General features: G+C 65.3%; 12 protein-coding genes. 9 read left to right on the top strand and 3 right to left on the bottom strand.

Annotation, left to right across the window (positions count from 1 at the left end):
* The first annotated feature begins 22 nt into the window (after positions 1-22).
* Positions 23-886 carry a formyltetrahydrofolate deformylase gene (gene purU, locus BLS61_RS07180; protein ID WP_090429377.1) on the top strand — a complete coding sequence of 288 codons (864 nt, stop codon included), beginning with the start codon at positions 23-25 and terminating at the stop codon, positions 884-886.
* Positions 887-1,188: 302 nt separating this feature from the next.
* Positions 1,189-2,388, top strand: a complete 1,200-nt coding sequence (fdhA, locus tag BLS61_RS07175; RefSeq protein ID WP_004373711.1) for a formaldehyde dehydrogenase, glutathione-independent — start codon at positions 1,189-1,191, stop codon at positions 2,386-2,388.
* A 145-nt stretch (positions 2,389-2,533) separates the two neighbouring features.
* Here the strand turns inward: fdhA and BLS61_RS07170 are convergent, their stop codons facing one another.
* Entirely contained in the window at positions 2,534-3,424 is an 891-nt protein-coding gene (locus BLS61_RS07170) for a 1-acylglycerol-3-phosphate O-acyltransferase, YihG family (RefSeq protein WP_090429375.1), read from the bottom strand.
* A gap of 190 nt (positions 3,425-3,614) precedes the next feature.
* Between BLS61_RS07170 and BLS61_RS07165 the strand changes: the two genes are divergently transcribed.
* From BLS61_RS07165 to BLS61_RS07135, 7 genes are all read left to right on the top strand, one after another.
* Positions 3,615-4,856 carry an HD-GYP domain-containing protein gene (locus BLS61_RS07165; RefSeq protein ID WP_090429373.1) on the top strand — a complete coding sequence of 414 codons (1,242 nt, stop codon included), beginning with the start codon at positions 3,615-3,617 and terminating at the stop codon, positions 4,854-4,856.
* A gap of 81 nt (positions 4,857-4,937) precedes the next feature.
* Positions 4,938-5,447: a retropepsin-like aspartic peptidase RloA2 gene (rloA2, locus tag BLS61_RS07160; RefSeq protein WP_090429370.1), complete on the top strand. Its 510-nt coding sequence runs from the start codon at positions 4,938-4,940 to the stop codon at positions 5,445-5,447.
* Positions 5,448-5,608: 161 nt separating this feature from the next.
* Positions 5,609-7,639: a methyl-accepting chemotaxis protein gene (locus BLS61_RS07155; protein WP_090429368.1), complete on the top strand. Its 2,031-nt coding sequence runs from the start codon at positions 5,609-5,611 to the stop codon at positions 7,637-7,639.
* 59 nt (positions 7,640-7,698) lie between these two features.
* The gene (locus BLS61_RS07150; RefSeq protein WP_090429365.1) at positions 7,699-8,139 is read left to right on the top strand and encodes a CBS domain-containing protein; all 441 of its coding nucleotides are present in this window, start codon (positions 7,699-7,701) and stop codon (positions 8,137-8,139) included.
* Between the two features lie 263 nt (positions 8,140-8,402).
* Positions 8,403-9,083, top strand: coding sequence for a two-component system response regulator CreB (creB, locus tag BLS61_RS07145; RefSeq protein ID WP_090429362.1), 681 nt, complete (start codon positions 8,403-8,405; stop codon positions 9,081-9,083).
* 12 nt (positions 9,084-9,095) lie between these two features.
* Entirely contained in the window at positions 9,096-10,517 is a 1,422-nt protein-coding gene (creC, locus tag BLS61_RS07140) for a two-component system sensor histidine kinase CreC (protein ID WP_090429359.1), read from the top strand.
* Positions 10,518-10,962: 445 nt separating this feature from the next.
* Entirely contained in the window at positions 10,963-11,226 is a 264-nt protein-coding gene (locus BLS61_RS07135; protein WP_090429356.1) for a hypothetical protein, read from the top strand.
* Positions 11,227-11,237: 11 nt separating this feature from the next.
* Here BLS61_RS07135 and BLS61_RS07130 read toward each other — a convergent pair whose 3' ends face one another.
* Entirely contained in the window at positions 11,238-13,547 is a 2,310-nt protein-coding gene (locus BLS61_RS07130; RefSeq protein ID WP_090429353.1) for an ATP-dependent DNA helicase, read from the bottom strand.
* A complete protein-coding gene (locus tag BLS61_RS07125; protein ID WP_090429883.1) occupies positions 13,544-15,175 on the bottom strand; it encodes a VRR-NUC domain-containing protein in 1,632 nt (543 codons plus the stop codon). The genes BLS61_RS07130 and BLS61_RS07125 overlap by 4 nt, the downstream gene beginning before the upstream one ends.
* Positions 15,176-15,223 lie beyond the last annotated feature (48 nt).

Here is a 15,223-nt window from a genome sequence, read left to right as displayed (position 1 = left end):
GCCATTAAGCGGAGCCCCTACCATGAGCCGCACCCCCGACACCTGGATTCTCACCGCCCACTGCCCGAGCGTGCTCGGCACGGTGGATGCGGTAACGCGCTTTCTGTTCGAGCAGCGTTGCTACGTCACCGAGCACCATTCGTTCGATGACCGGCTGTCCTCGCGCTTTTTCATCCGCGTCGAGTTCCGCCAGCCGGAGGGTTTCGACGAGGCAGCGTTCCGTGCCGGCGTGGCCGAGCGGCTGGCACCATTCGGCATGCAGGTCGAGCTGACGCCGCCAGGCTATCGCGCCAAGGTGGTGCTGATGGTGTCCAAGGCTGACCACTGCCTGAACGATCTGCTCTATCGCCAGCGCATCGGCCAGCTGGCCATGGACGTGGTGGCGGTGGTGTCCAACCACCCGGATCTGGAGCCGCTGGCGCGCTGGCATGGCATTCCCTATCACCACTTTCCGCTCGACCCGGCCGACAAGCCGGCGCAGGAGCGCAAGGTGCTGCAGGTGATCGAAGAGACCGGCGCGGAGCTGGTGGTGCTCGCCCGCTACATGCAGGTGCTGTCGCCCGAGCTATGCCGCAGGCTGGACGGCTGGGCGATCAATATCCACCACTCGCTGCTGCCCGGTTTCAAGGGCGCCAAGCCCTACCATCAGGCGTACCAGAAGGGCGTCAAATTGGTCGGTGCTACCGCCCACTACGTCAACGACCACCTCGACGAGGGCCCGATCATCGCCCAGGGCGTGGAGGCGGTGGACCATGCCCACTACCCCGAGGACCTGATCGCCAAGGGCCGCGACATCGAATGCCTGACCCTGGCGCGTGCAGTCGGTTACCACCTCGACCGCCGCGTGTTCCTCAATGCCAATCGTACGGTGGTGCTCAACGCGTGAGGGTAATCGCAGTCGCGTAGGGTGGGCTTCAGCCCACAGACTCTTTCGGTGGGCTGAAGCCCACCCTACAGACTGAAGCCCACCCAACGTTAACGATGCGACTCGTAGGGTGGGCTTTAGCCCACCAGTCTCAACGTAAAACGCTATTGGTGGACTGAAGCGGATCACCGCCCGGCTCACCCTACGGAACCCGCCCTGCCAGGTTGTACCGGCGGTGTCCGGCAACAGACGAAAAGCTCCAGTGCAAGGCCGCGCGGCCGCCGGTCGCGTCTTGTATCCACAACAAGAAAGGAGAGTTACGCATGTCTGATAATCGTGGTGTGGTTTACCTCGGCGCGGGCAAGGTCGAAGTGCAGAAGATCGACTACCCGAAAATGCAGGACCCGCGCGGCAAGAAGATCGAGCACGGGGTCATCCTCAAAGTCGTTTCCACCAACATCTGCGGCTCCGACCAGCACATGGTGCGCGGTCGCACCACCGCTCAGGTCGGTCTGGTGCTGGGTCACGAGATCACCGGCGAGGTGATCGAGAAGGGCCGCGACGTCGAGCGTCTGCAGATCGGTGACCTGGTTTCCGTGCCCTTCAACGTCGCCTGCGGTCGCTGCCGCAGCTGCAAGGAGCAGCACACCGGCGTGTGCCTGACCGTCAACCCGGCGCGTGCCGGCGGCGCCTACGGCTACGTCGACATGGGCGACTGGACCGGTGGCCAGGCCGAATACGTGCTGGTGCCCTACGCCGATTTCAACCTGCTCAAGCTGCCGGATCGCGACAAGGCCATGGAGAAGATCCGTGACCTGACCTGCCTGTCCGACATTCTGCCCACCGGCTACCACGGCGCCGTTACCGCTGGCGTCGGCCCGGGCTCCACCGTCTACGTCGCCGGTGCCGGCCCGGTCGGTCTGGCCGCTGCTGCTTCGGCGCGTCTGCTCGGCGCTGCCGTGGTCATCGTCGGTGACCTCAACCCGGCACGTCTGGCGCACGCCAAGGCGCAGGGCTTCGAGATCGCCGACCTGTCGCTGGACACGCCGCTGCACGAGCAGATCGCCGCGCTGCTGGGCGAGCCGGAAGTCGACTGCGCCATCGACTGCGTGGGCTTCGAGGCCCGTGGTCATGGTCACGAAGGCGCCAAGCACGAGGCCCCGGCCACCGTACTCAACTCGCTGATGCAGGTCACCCGCGTCGCCGGCAAGATCGGCATCCCCGGTCTGTACGTCACCGAAGACCCGGGCGCCGTGGACGCCGCGGCGAAGATGGGCAGCCTGAGCATCCGCTTCGGCCTCGGCTGGGCCAAGTCGCACAGCTTCCACACCGGCCAGACCCCGGTGATGAAGTACAACCGCGCGCTGATGCAGGCCATCATGTGGGATCGCCTCAACATCGCCGAGATCGTCGGCGTACAGGTCATCAGCCTGGACGACGCACCGCGTGGTTACGGCGAGTTCGACGCCGGCGTGCCGAAGAAATTCGTCATCGACCCGCACAAGATGTTCAGCGCGGCGTGATGCCGAGCTGCATGGCCCGGCGCTGTTGCGGGCCAGCAGTTGCGCTGGCGGCGCGCTGTGCGCGTCGCAGACAGGTTTATTGCCAGGCGCATTGGTCCGCGCCTTCTCTTCGGGAGCCCTCGGGCTCCCTTTTTTCTGCCCGGCCTCAGTCGGCCTCGCTGCGCAGCTGTTCGATGCGCTTGTCCTTGGCCAGCCAGAGGTCGGAAACCCAGTCCTGCATCTGCAGGCGGAAGGCCGGGTCGTTCTCGTAATCGCCCTGATACAGCGCCGGATCGAGCGCGAGGGTGCGGATATCCATGATCACCTTCGGCACCTGGCCGCTGAGCAGCGCCCAGAAGCCCGGCACCTGCTCGCCGGGGTAGACCAGGGTGACATCCAGTACGGCGTCGATCTGCTCACCCAAGGTAGCGAGCACGAAGGCCACACCGCCGGCCTTGGGCTTGAGCAGGTAGCGGTAGGGCGAAGCCTGCTGCGCCTGCTTGGCCGGGGTGAAACGGGTGCCTTCGAGGTAGTTGACCACGGTCACCGGCAGGCGCTTGAACTTCTCGCAGGCGGCCTTGGTGATTTCCAGGTCCTTGCCCTTCATGTGCGGATTCTTTTGCAGAAAGGCCTTGGAGTAGCGCTTCATGAAGGGGTAGTCGAGCGCCCAGAAGGCCAGGCCGAGAAAGGGCACCCAGATCAGCTGCTGCTTGAGGAAGAACTTGAAATAGGGCGTCTTGCGGTTGAAGGCCTGCACCAGCGCCGGGATATCGACCCAGGACTGGTGATTGCTGATCACCAGGTAGGAGCGGTCGCGGCGCAGCTCGGCAGTACCGCGGATGTCCCAATGGGTCGGGGTCAGCAGGGCGAAGATGCGTTTGCAGTTCTCCGCCCAGAACTCGGCCACCCACATCACCCCGCGCGAACAGGCGTCGCGCGCGGCCTGGCCTGGCAGCACGAACTTGGCCAGGGCGATCAGCAGCAGCGGGCCGATCAGCAGCAGGGTGTTGCTCAGCAGCAGGGCTATATTGAACAGGCCGGTCAGCACGGGACGCATATCAACTCCTTGGCGGGCGCGAAGCGGCCATCATAAGCACCTGAAGGTTTTGTCTCAAAATTGCGACTACTGGCCTATGGCCATTTTCCTCGAAGGGGTCGATGCTGATCGGTGTGCAATGTAAGGGGGGCGTTCGACGATGCACAGGCGTCGCGGTCGAACCCCTGCCAATCTGATCTGGATGATTTCGATGTTGAAACGCATTGCGGTGGCCGATCTGCGCATCGGCATGTACATCCAGGAGTTTTGCGGGTCATGGATGGATCATCCGTTCTGGAAGTCGAAATTCCTTCTCGATTCTCCCCAGGACCTGCGGCGCATCCAGGCCAGCAGCATCAGCGAGCTGTGGATCGACGTCAGCAAGGGCCTGGATGTCGAGGCCGGTGCCGTTGCCCGTAGCGAGGCAGAGGCACAGAAGGAGGTCGAGGCCACGCTGATGGCGGCGGTACAGCCGCGCAGCCCTGCGCCGAGCGCCCCGATGGATCTCGAACTGGAGCGCGCCGCCAAGCTGTGCGCTCGCTCCAAGCAGGCGGTCATCAGCATGTTCAGCGATGCGCGCATGGGCAAGGCGCTGGATTTCGAACAGGCCGAGTCGCTGGTGGCGGAAATCTCCGACTCGGTGATGCGCCATCCCAATGCCCTGATCAGCCTGGCGCGGCTCAAGCATGCCGATGAATACACCTACATGCATTCGGTGGCGGTCTGTGCGCTGATGATCGCCCTGGCCCGCCAGCTTGGCCTGGGTGAGGGGGTGGTGCGCGAGGCCGGTCTGGCCGGGCTGCTGCACGATGTGGGCAAGATGGCCATCGATCACGACGTGCTGAACAAGCCCGGCAAGCTCAGCGACGCCGAGTTCTCGGCGGTACGCCGCCATCCTGAGGCGGGCGGCGAGATTCTTCGGGCCGGCAGGCAGGTCAGCGCGCTGGTGCTGGATGTCTGCCTGCACCACCACGAGAAGGTCGACGGCAGCGGTTACCCGCATGGCCTGCAGGGCGAGCAGATCAGCCTGTTCGCCAGGATGGGCGCAGTGTGCGACGTGTACGACGCCATCACCTCCAATCGCCCCTACAAGGCGGGCTGGGACCCGGCCGAGTCGATTCGCAAGATGGCCGAGTGGAAGGGGCATTTCGACGAGGCGGTGTTCCAGGCCTTCGTCAAGGCCGTAGGCATCTATCCGGTCGGCGCGCTGGTGCGTCTGGAGAGCGGGCGTCTGGCGGTGGTGCTGGAGCAGAATGCCAAATCCCTGCTCGTGCCCAAGGTGAAGGCCTTCTTCCTGGCCAAGTCCAGGGTGCAGATTCCGCCGGTGGTGATCGACTTGAGCAAACCGACCGCTCAGGACCGCATTGTCGGTCGCGAGTCGGCGGCAGCCTGGGGCTTCGAACACCTCGATGAACTCTGGAGCGGCATGCCCCAGCAGCGACCCCGGCGGTAACGCTTTGTCATCCTTGAGGGGGAACACCACCGGGCTGGGGCAGTCGGATAACGGGACTTTCCCTGCACAGGAGTGCCGACCTTGAAATACGCCCTGTTTCTGCTGGCCGCTGCAATCAGCCTGCCGACCATGGCCAACCAGCAACCCGATCTCTATGGCCGCTACGAGCTGATCAAGCTCCCCGCCCTCGGCCAGACCCTCAAGGCCAAGATGGACACCGGCGCCATGACCGCGTCGCTGTCGGCCAAGGACATCGAGCCCTTCAAGCGCGATGGCGAAGACTGGGTACGTTTCCGCCTGGCGGTGGAGGGCGCCGAAGACACCGTCTACGAACACCCCCTGGTGCGCATCGCCGAGATCAAGAAACGCGCCGAAGAGAGCGACGCCGAGGTTCAGGAGGTCGCCTACTCGCAACGTCCGGTGATCGAGATGCCGATCTGCCTGGGCGCAGAGCAGCGCACCATCGAGGTCAACCTGACCGACCGCAGCACCTTCCGCTATCCGCTGCTGATCGGTGCCAGTGCCATGCGCGATCTTGGTGCAGCGGTGGATCCGGCCGAGCGCTACACCCGTGATCGTCCGCAATGCTGAGTAAATTGTCGCATTTCAGAAAAGGCTGATAGTCATTGGCCATTACACTCGTGGAGAGTGCCCAGTAACGACTTCCTGCCGACAGGGGCGTCGGGCCTGCTTTTTGCTACGTGCAATTCTTTGCCAGGCCTGTAGGCCCTTTAGGTCGCTGAGGTGTCGCTATGACGGGAGTACTCAAGCCGGGTGTACGGCTGCTACAGCGTTTCAGTTTTGCCCACAAGTTCCAGCTGGTGTTTCTGTTGTTCGCGCTGCCGCTCGGTTACGCGCTGTGGATCATCGGCACCGACTACCTGTCCCGCCTGCAATCGATCGACCATGAGGTGGAAGGCGCGCAAGCGCTCGAGCGCATGGCGCGCGTGCAGCACGAGCTGATCGCCCAGCGCACCCTGCTGGCGCGCTGGAAGGGTACCGACAAGGCTGCCGAGGGCCTGCTGCTGCAGCGCGAGGCGCAGCTCGACGAGGCCCTGCAGCAGGCGGCCGAGCCGCTGCAGAGCAACCTGATCAGCGATCAGGCACGGCAGCACTTCCGGGCCCTGCAGGGCGAGCGCGATGGCCTGCGCGCGGCCGGTCTGACCAGGGTGCCGCTGCCCGATGCCCTGGAGCGCTACCAGAAGGCGCTGCTCTACCTGATCGCCCTGCGCGAGCAGGTGGCCACCGACAGCACGCTGATTCTCGATCCGCGCCTCGACACCTACCTGATGATGGAGCAGATCACCTACATCATGCCGCGGCTGCTCGAACAGCTCGGCACCTTCGCCGCGCAGGGCCATGGCGCCGTGGTCTCGCAGCATTTCACCCTGCAGAGCCGCGTGCTGATCCGCGACCTGCGGCGCGGCCTGGACGAACAGCGCGCGCAGCTGGTCAAGGCGCAAACCACCCTGTCGCGCGAAGCGCCGCAGGCCATGCGCCAGCTGAGTGCACCGTTCGACGCCTCGCTCAAGGCATTCGACGACTTCCTCGCGCAGATCGATCGGGACATGTTCGAGGCCAGCCCCATGGGGCTGTCGCCCGAGCAGTTCGTGCAGCGCGTCGAAGCCCTCGAAGGCCAGTTGCAGGCCCTGCAGCAGGCGCTCTATCAGCAGTTCGGCGCCAGCCTCGACGACTATCGGCAGCAGGCGTTGCAGGCGATGATCGAGGTGATCGGTGCCTTCGTCGCCCTCACCCTGCTGGCCATGTACGTGCTGCTGTGCCTGAACGCCTCGATCCGCATCGGTACCAGCAACATCATAGATGCAGCGCGCAGCCTGCGTGACGGCGACCTGCGCGTGCGCATGCAGGTCAACGGCCGCGACGACCTGGCTGCCATCGCCCAGGCACTGAATACCGCGGTGGAGCAGATGCGCGACTCGCTGCAAGGCGTCAATCATGAAAGCCGGCAACTCGACGCCACGGTGCAGCTGCTGGGTGGCCAGGCGCGCGATGCGCTGGACGCCGTCGAGCAGCAGCAGGCGCAGATGAGCCAGATTGCCACCGCGGCGACGCAGATGGCCGCGACCGCACAGAGCGTCGCGCAAAGTTGCGAGCAGGCCGCCATGGAGGCGCAGCAGACCCGCGAGGTGGCGCTCGGCAGCAACCAGCGCAGCGAGCGCACCAGCGCCAGCATGCGCCAGCTCAGCAGCCGCCTGGGCGACAGCGCCGCGGCCCTGCAGCAGCTGCGCGAACAGACCCAGCAGATCAACCGCGTGGTCGAGGTGATCAAGGGCATCGCCGAGCAGACCAACCTGCTGGCGCTCAACGCCGCCATCGAAGCCGCACGCGCAGGCGAGGCCGGGCGCGGCTTCGCCGTGGTCGCCGACGAGGTGCGCTCGCTGTCCAGGCGCACCCAGGATTCTACCCAGGAAATCGCCCAGACCGTGGAGAACCTGCAGCGCGTGGTCGGCCAGTCGGTCACCCTGATGGAGGAAGCCTGCAACCAGGCCGATGGCGACATCGGCAGCGTGCTGGCGATGGGCGACGAACTGCAGAACATCGTCGACTCGGTGCAGCGCGTCAGCGACCGTCTGGCGCAGATCGCCACTGCCGCCGAGCAGCAGGCGGCCACGGCCGACGAGGTCAGCGGCAATATCCAGCAGGTCGATCAGGCTGCCGGGCAACTGCTCGATGGCGCCCAGGCGGTGAGCAGTGCCGCCGAGCAACTGCGCAGGGGCAGCGAGGGGCTGGCGCGCAATACCGGGCGATTCAGCCTCGACTGAGGCTGACCGCGGCGGCCAACTCTGCTAAAAACGGATAACAACGATAAGGAGCCGCCCGCATGAAAACCGTCGCAGAAGTTATTCGCAGTAAGGCCCACGCCTACGTTTACAGCGTCGACAGTGAGGATTCGCTGCTCGACGGTCTGCGTATCCTTGCCGAGAAGGGCATCGGTGCGCTGGTGGTGCTCTCCGGTGGGCGCCTGGTCGGCATCGTCAGCGAGCGTGACTACGTGCGCAAGGTGGCGCTGGCCGAGCGCTCCCTGCTCAACACCAAGATCAGCGAAATCATGACCCGCGAAGTGATCAGCGTCGGCCCGCGCGATAGCGTGCAGCACTGCATGGAGTTGATGACCGAGCGCCGCCTGCGCCACCTGCCGGTGCTGGCCGAAGGCGAGCTGATCGGCCTGCTGTCCATCGGTGACCTGGTCAAGGAAACCATCGCCGAACAGGCTGACCTGATCCGCCAGTTGGAACAGTACATCCGCGGCGAGATTCCGTAAGCGCGTAGCCCGGATGCAATCCGGGAAGTCGTGTTGCATCCGGTTGCGGCGACCGGCAAGCCTTGTGGGAGGCGCTTTCGACTCCGGCATCCGGCTTCGTTCCATCTCCTGCATCCATGCAGTGGCAGCGGCGATCGTCGCGTAGGGCGGGTGTAACCCGCCAATCTCCCCGACGACCTGCCCCTCCTGCGTTATCGCTCGCTTGACGCACGAACCGCCCCCCGGCAGTCTGCCGCCGTCGCCCCAAAGGTGCAGGACGCCCGATGCCGCAGATACTCATAGTCGAAGACGAAGCCGCGATTGCCGATACGCTGGTCTATGCCCTGCAGGCCGAAGGCTTCGTCACGCGGTGGACGAGCCTTGCCGGCGAGGCGCTGACGCTGCTGGAAAACGGCGCCTTCGACCTGGCCATCCTCGATGTCGGCCTGCCGGATATCAGCGGCTTCGAACTGTGCAAACGCCTGCGCCGTTTCTCCGAGGTGCCGGTGATCTTCCTGACCGCGCGCAGCGAGGAAATCGACCGCGTGGTGGGCCTGGAAATCGGTGCCGACGATTACGTGGTCAAGCCCTTCAGCCCGCGCGAGGTGGCCGCCCGGGTCAAGGCCATCCTCAAACGCGTGGCTCCGCGCGAAACGCCGCAAGCCGCCGCGCCGAGCGCCTTCCAGATCGACGATGCCGCCTTTCGCATCCACTACCACGGCCAGGCGCTGAGCCTGACCCGGCACGAGTTTCGTCTGCTGCGCACCCTGCTTGGCCAGCCGCGCCGGGTCTTTTCCCGCGAGCAACTGCTCGACGCCCTCGGGGTGGCCAGCGAGGCCGGCTACGAGCGCAATATCGACAGCCATATCAAGAGTGTGCGCGCCAAGCTGCGCGCCATCGCCCCGAGCGAAGAGCCGATCCAGACCCATCGCGGCCTGGGCTACAGCTACGAGCCAGAAACCTGAGAGGCTCTTACCATGCCGCTGGGCGTACGCATCTTTCTCGTCTACTTCCTTTTCGTCGGTCTGGCCGGCTGGTTCGTGCTCAGTACGGTGATGGACGAGATCCGCCCCGGCGTGCGCCAGAGCACCGAGGAGACCCTGGTCGACACCGCCAACCTGCTGGCCGAGATCCTGCGCGACGAGGTCAAGGCCGGCACCCTTGGCCAGGGCCGTCTGCACGAGGCGCTGGAGGCCTATGGCCGGCGTCAGCCGCAGGCGAGCATCTGGGGCGTGACCAAGGCCGAGGTCAACCACCGCATCTACGTTACCGACGCCCAGGGCATCGTCCTGCTCGATTCCACCGGTCTGGCGGTTGGCCAGGACTATTCGCGCTGGAACGACGTACTGCTGACCCTGCGCGGTCAGTACGGCGCGCGTTCGACCCGCGAGGACCCGGACGACCCGGATTCCTCGGTGATGTACGTGGCCGCGCCGATCAGGGATGGCGAGCGCATCATCGGCGTGGTCTCGGTGGCCAAGCCCAATCGTACCCTGCAGCCCTATATCGAACGTTCGCAGACGCGCCTGGGCTGGCTTGGCGCCGGGCTGATCGGCCTTGGCCTGCTGATCGGCGCGCTGCTGTCCTGGTGGCTCAGCGCCGCGCTGGGCAAGCTTACCCGCTACGCCCAGGCGGTCAGCGAGGGCCAGCGCGCCGAGGCGCCGCAGGTACGTGGCGGCGAACTGCGGCAACTGGCCGTGGCGGTGGAGCGCATGCGCACCGAGCTGGAGGGCAAGGCGTATGTAGAGCGCTATGTGCATACCCTGACCCACGAGCTGAAAAGCCCGCTGGCCGCCATTCGCGGCGCGGCCGAGCTGCTCGACGGCGATATGCCGGCCGAGCAGCGCCAGCGCTTCGTGGCCAATATCCAGCAGGAAAGTGCGCGCCTGCAGAACCTGATCGAACGCCTGCTGCACCTGGCCCAGGTGGAACAGCGCCAGGGCCTGGAGGAGCGTGTGGCGGTGCCGCTGGCGCCACTGGTGGACGAACTGCTGCAGGCGCAGCAGGCACGCATCACTGCTGCTGATCTGCAAATCGAGCAGGCACTGTCGCCAGGCCTCAACCTGCGCGGCGAGCGTTTCCTGCTGCGCCAGGCGCTGGCCAACCTGCTCGACAACGCATTGGATTTCACCCCGCCTGGCGGGCGCATCCGCATCGCCGCCGAGCGCCAGGGCGAGCGCATCGTCTTGTGCCTGTTCAACCAGGGTGAAGCCATTCCCGACTACGCGCTGGATCGACTGACCGAACGCTTCTACTCCCTGCCGCGCCCCAATGGCGGCCGCAAGAGTACCGGGCTGGGCCTGAACTTCGTCCAGGAAGTGGCCGAACTGCATGGCGGTGAGCTGCGTATCGGCAATGTTGAAGGTGGGGTGGAGGTGCGGCTGATACTGCCGGCCTAGGGCACCGTGGATGGCAAGCTCGAATGGTGCTGGTGCGCACGGCGCACCCTACGGCCTGATCTTTTCCGTCTTGTTGGAGCCCCGTAGGGTGCGCCGCGCGCACCGCTTGTATTGGGTGTCGATCATTAGCGCGAGCGGTGGGATGCCTGGCTGATTGGTGCATTGGTGCGCACGGCGCACCCTACGGCCTGCCCCCTCCGTCTTGTTGGAAACCCGTAGGGTGCGCCGCGCGCACCGCCTGTACGGGGTTGTCGATCCATCGCGCAGTGGTGGGATGCTTGGCTGATTGGTGCATTGGTGCGCATGGCGCACCCTACGGTCCGTGTTGTTGTGATATTAATCGATTAATACGATTGTTTTGTTTGTTTATTTGCGATTTTTAATCAAATTTATATGAGTAGCATAGGTTCCGTAGCCACTTTCCAGCCCGCTCAGGAGCCTGACCATGAAAAAGCAAATCCTCGCCAGCTTCGTTATCGCCGCCTTGTCCGCCAGCGCTTTCGCCCTGCCGCAGGTTTCCGTTGAACAACTCGATGCCCCGGTGGTTGCCGAAGATGGTGCGGACCGCGTGGGCGTGAATCGCATCGCTGCCGATGGTGCGGACCGCGTGGGCGTGAATCGCATCGCTGCTGATGGTGCGGATCGTGTGGGCGCCAATCGTGTTGCTGCTGATGGCTCGGATCGCGTTGGCGCCAGCCGTATCGGTTGATACCGCCTCGCTCAGCTTTCGACTGAAGGCGCCCGTTCGGGCGCCTTCGTCGTTTCTGCGGGCAAGCGCAGTAGTTCCACCTGCCACCAGCTCGGCAGCAGTCTGCGCACTTGCGGGCGGGCGAAGCGGTCGTCGATCAGGTAGAGCACGCCCGTGTCTTCGGGTGTGCGGATTACCCGGCCGGCAGCCTGCACCACCTTCTGCAGGCCGGGGTAGAGGTAGGTGTAGTCGTAGCCATTGCCGAACAGGGTGTCCATGCGCTGGCGGATTTCTTCGTTGATCGGGTTGAGCTGGGCCAGGCCGAGGGTGGCGACGAAGGCGCCGATCAGGCGTTCACCGGGTAGATCCACGCCCTCACCGAATACGCCGCCGAGCACGGCGAAGCCGATGCCGCGTCCGCCGATCTGGAAGCGCTCGATAAAGCCCTGACGCGCCGCTTCGTCCATCTGCCGGGATTGCGTCCACACCGGAATCTGCGGGTAGTCGCGGCGCAGTTGCTGCAGCACCTGCTCCAGATACTGGTAGCTGCTGAAAAAGGCCAGATAGTTGCCGGGGCGTTCGGCGTATTGGCGCGCCATCAACTGGCTGATCGGCGCCAGCGAGGCGTCGCGGTGCTGGTAGCGGGTGGACAGGTTGCGCACCACCTGTACGTGCAGTTGTTCGGCGCTGAACGGCGAGGCGACATCCAGACACTGGGTCTCTTCCGGCAGGCCGAGCAGGTCGAGATAGTAGTGGCTGGGGCTGAGGGTGGCGGAGAACAGCGTGGCGCTGTGGGCCTCCTCGAAGCGCGGGCCGAGGAAGGGCGCCGGGAGGATGTTGCGGATGCACAGGGTCGAGTAGCTGCGCCCATTGCCAGCCTCGACGCGGCTGATGTCGAACAGCGAGTGCGGGCCGAAGCTTTCCGCCAGGCGGCAGAACAGCATGGCGTCCAGGTAGAAGCTGAGCAGCTCGCCGCCATTGCCTTCGGGTTGATCGGTCAACAGGTCGGTGATGGCGCTGACCGCCTTGCCCAGGGCGGCCAGCAGCAAGTCCGGCGCCAGCGGGTATACCTGATAGGGCACCTCCTGCTCGCGGTGCAGTTGCTCCCAGTGGCGGTCGACCCGTTCCAGCACGCTTTTCAGGCGTTTCGGCGCGTCGCGGCACATGGCCTTGAAACGGGCCTGATCCAGTTCGGCGCTGTACATGCCACGCCCGCGCTCCACCAGGTTGTGCGCTTCGTCCACCAGCAGGCAGACGCGCCACTGGTTGATCAGGGTGAGGCTGTGCAGCAGGGCGCCGAGGTCGAAGTAGTAGTTGTAGTCGCACACCACCACGTCGCTCCAGCGGCACAGCTCCTGGCTCAGGTAGTAGGGGCACACGCCGTGGGCGATGGCGATATTGCGCACGGCCTGCTGATCCAGCCAGCGTTCCTTGAGCGCCGCACTGCGCGCCGCTGGCAGGCGGTCGTAGAAGCCCTTGGCCAATGGGCAGGAGTCGCCATGGCAGGCCTTGCTCGGGTGTTCGCAGGCCTTGTCGCGGGCCACGTGTTCCAGCACGCGCAGTGGGGTGTCCGGACCCCGCAGGCGTTGCAGGGCATCCAGCGCCAGGCGCCGGCCCGGTGTCTTGGCACTGAGGAAGAACAGGCGGTCGAGCTGCTGGCCGGGCATGGCCTTGAGCTGCGGGAACAGGGTGCCGAGGGTCTTGCCGATGCCGGTGGTGGCCTGCGCCAGCAGGTAGTGGCCGTCGCGCGCGGCACGGTACACGGCTTCGGCCAGTTGCCGCTGACCATGACGGAATTCGCCGTAGGGGAAGCTCAAACTCTCCAATGCCTTGTTGCGCGCCTGCTGGTGCGCCTGTTCCTGGCGCGCCCAATCGATATAGCGGCGGCAGTGCAGGGCGAAGAACTCGCCCAGCGAGGCGGCGCTATGGCGTTCGCGGAACACCGTTTCCTGCTGGGTGATGACGTTGAAGTAGACCACCGCCAGATCCAGTTCCTCGAAGCCCAGCTCCTGGCACAGCAGCCAGCCGTACACCTTGACCTGCGCCCAGTGCAGCAGGCGATGGTTGGCGGGGATGCGCGAGATGTCGCCGCGATGGGTCTTGATCTCTTCCAGCAGACGAAACTCGGGGTCAAAGCCGTCGGCGCGGCCGCTTACCGTCAGCCCCTCGAACTCGCCGACCAGCGGCAGCTCGGAAACGTAATCCGGGCCGCGCCGGGCGACCACGGTGGCGTGTCCGGCCATACCTTCGGCGGCGGTGGGCGAGGGGGTGAAGCGCAGGTCGAGGTCACCCTCCTTGGCGGTGAACTCGCACAGTTCGCGTACGGCGACGCGCAGGCTCAATCGTCCCACTCCACGTAGCAGACGCTGACCGGCATGCCGTGTTCGGCACAGAAGGCCAGCCAGCGTTTCTGGTTGTTCTGCAGGCGGTCGCCAGGGCCTTTCACCTCGATCATCCGGTAGCGCGCCTCACTGGGCCAGAACTGGATCAGGTCGGGCATGCCCGCGCGGTTCTCGCGGATGTCTGCGAGCAGGCGGCGGAACCAGGCACTCAGGTGCGCGGGCGGCAGGCAGGCCAGTGCCTGTTCCAGGCGCTCTGCGTCGAGCAGATCCCAGAATACGAACGGCGACTGGATGCCGAACTTCTCGGCGTGGGTGCGGCGCATGGCCTCGACGTAACTGCCATCATCCAGGCGCGCCAGGCAGGCGGCGAACAGTTCGCTGCGCCGTGCGTGGAAGTCGGCGCGGTGCAGATCCACCGGGCCGGCGTGGAAGGGGTGGAAGAAGGCGCCGGGCAGCGGAGCGAAGATCGCCTCCCAGCAGAGCAGGCCGAACAGCCCGCAGATCAGCGTGTTTTCCACGTAATGCACGGGGGCATCGGGTTCGGCCAGGTGCATGGCCACGGCCAGTTCGACACTGGCGGCGCGCGGCAGGCACAGGTCGAGGCGATCTTCGATCAGCTTCGCCGCCCTGGCCGCAGGTGCCAGGCCGAGACGCCTGCGTAGGCGGGTGCGCGCCCGTTCGGCCAGTTGCGCTTCTTCGGCGTTGTGCGGCGCTGCGATCACCTGCTCGGCCAGGGCCAGCGCTTCGCCATCCCGATGCAGTCGCTCGAGCACGCGGATCTGTCGTTGCCGCGAGCCTACTGCGTGGGTATCGCGGTACAGCGTCAGTGCTGATTCCAGTTCACCGGCGCGTTCCAGATGCTGCGCCAGTTGCAGCAGCAGACGCTGGTGGCGTTCACCGATATGGGGGTTGTCACTGGAAAAATCGCCAAGCTGCCGCAGCACCTCGGTGACCGCCATGCCTGCGTCGAAGGCCTCGCGGCAGGCGCGCAGGTGCAGGTAATCGTCCACGTCCTTACGGTCGCGGAAGCCGCGCGAGCCCGGCGTGATCGGTACCTGCTCGTAGCGGAAGATGCCCAGATCGGCCAGGACGAACTCCGACCAGTCCTGCGCCAGGTTGCCGAAGAACATCAGGCGCAGGCGGTCGCACAGCGGGCCGATGGCCAGGCTCAGCAGGCACTCGTCCAGTTGCGGGCACCAGTCGCTCAGGCTGCGCGCTTCGACATGCAGCTCGCGCAGGCAGTCGAGCACTTCGCTTTTCTTCAGGTTGCCGCCAGGTAGGTCGCCCGCGAAATGCGTGGCCAGTTCGTCCTTGAGCAGCAGGGCGCCAAGTTCGTCGAAGCTCAGTGCGGCGCAATCAATCAGCCAGCCCAGTTCCAGCAAGGGCGCGGCGGCGGTTGGAATATCGCCGATCTCCACATAGCGCAGCTTGCTGACACGAAAGTGGACGCCCTTGCGCATCACCAGGCGCACCAACAGCGCCTGCGCGGGCAGGGGGAGCTGGAGAAAATCCACGACGAAGGCGCGCTCGGCGTCGTCCATCAGGTCGCGGTGATGGGCGTCGAGCCAGTCGAGAGCCTTGCGGAAGTTGGCCAGGTAATAGAGTTCGGGGGCGTCGAGAGCGAGCATGAGGAGGAGCATGGTACTGGTTTTTTGTACAGATACCAGTGCCTGTGC

It is taken from the genome of Ectopseudomonas guguanensis, assembly GCF_900104265.1.
Lineage (GTDB): Bacteria > Pseudomonadota > Gammaproteobacteria > Pseudomonadales > Pseudomonadaceae > Aquipseudomonas > Aquipseudomonas guguanensis.
Note: the sequence above shows the minus strand (reverse complement) of the source record. Positions and strands in the feature narration are given on the sequence as shown.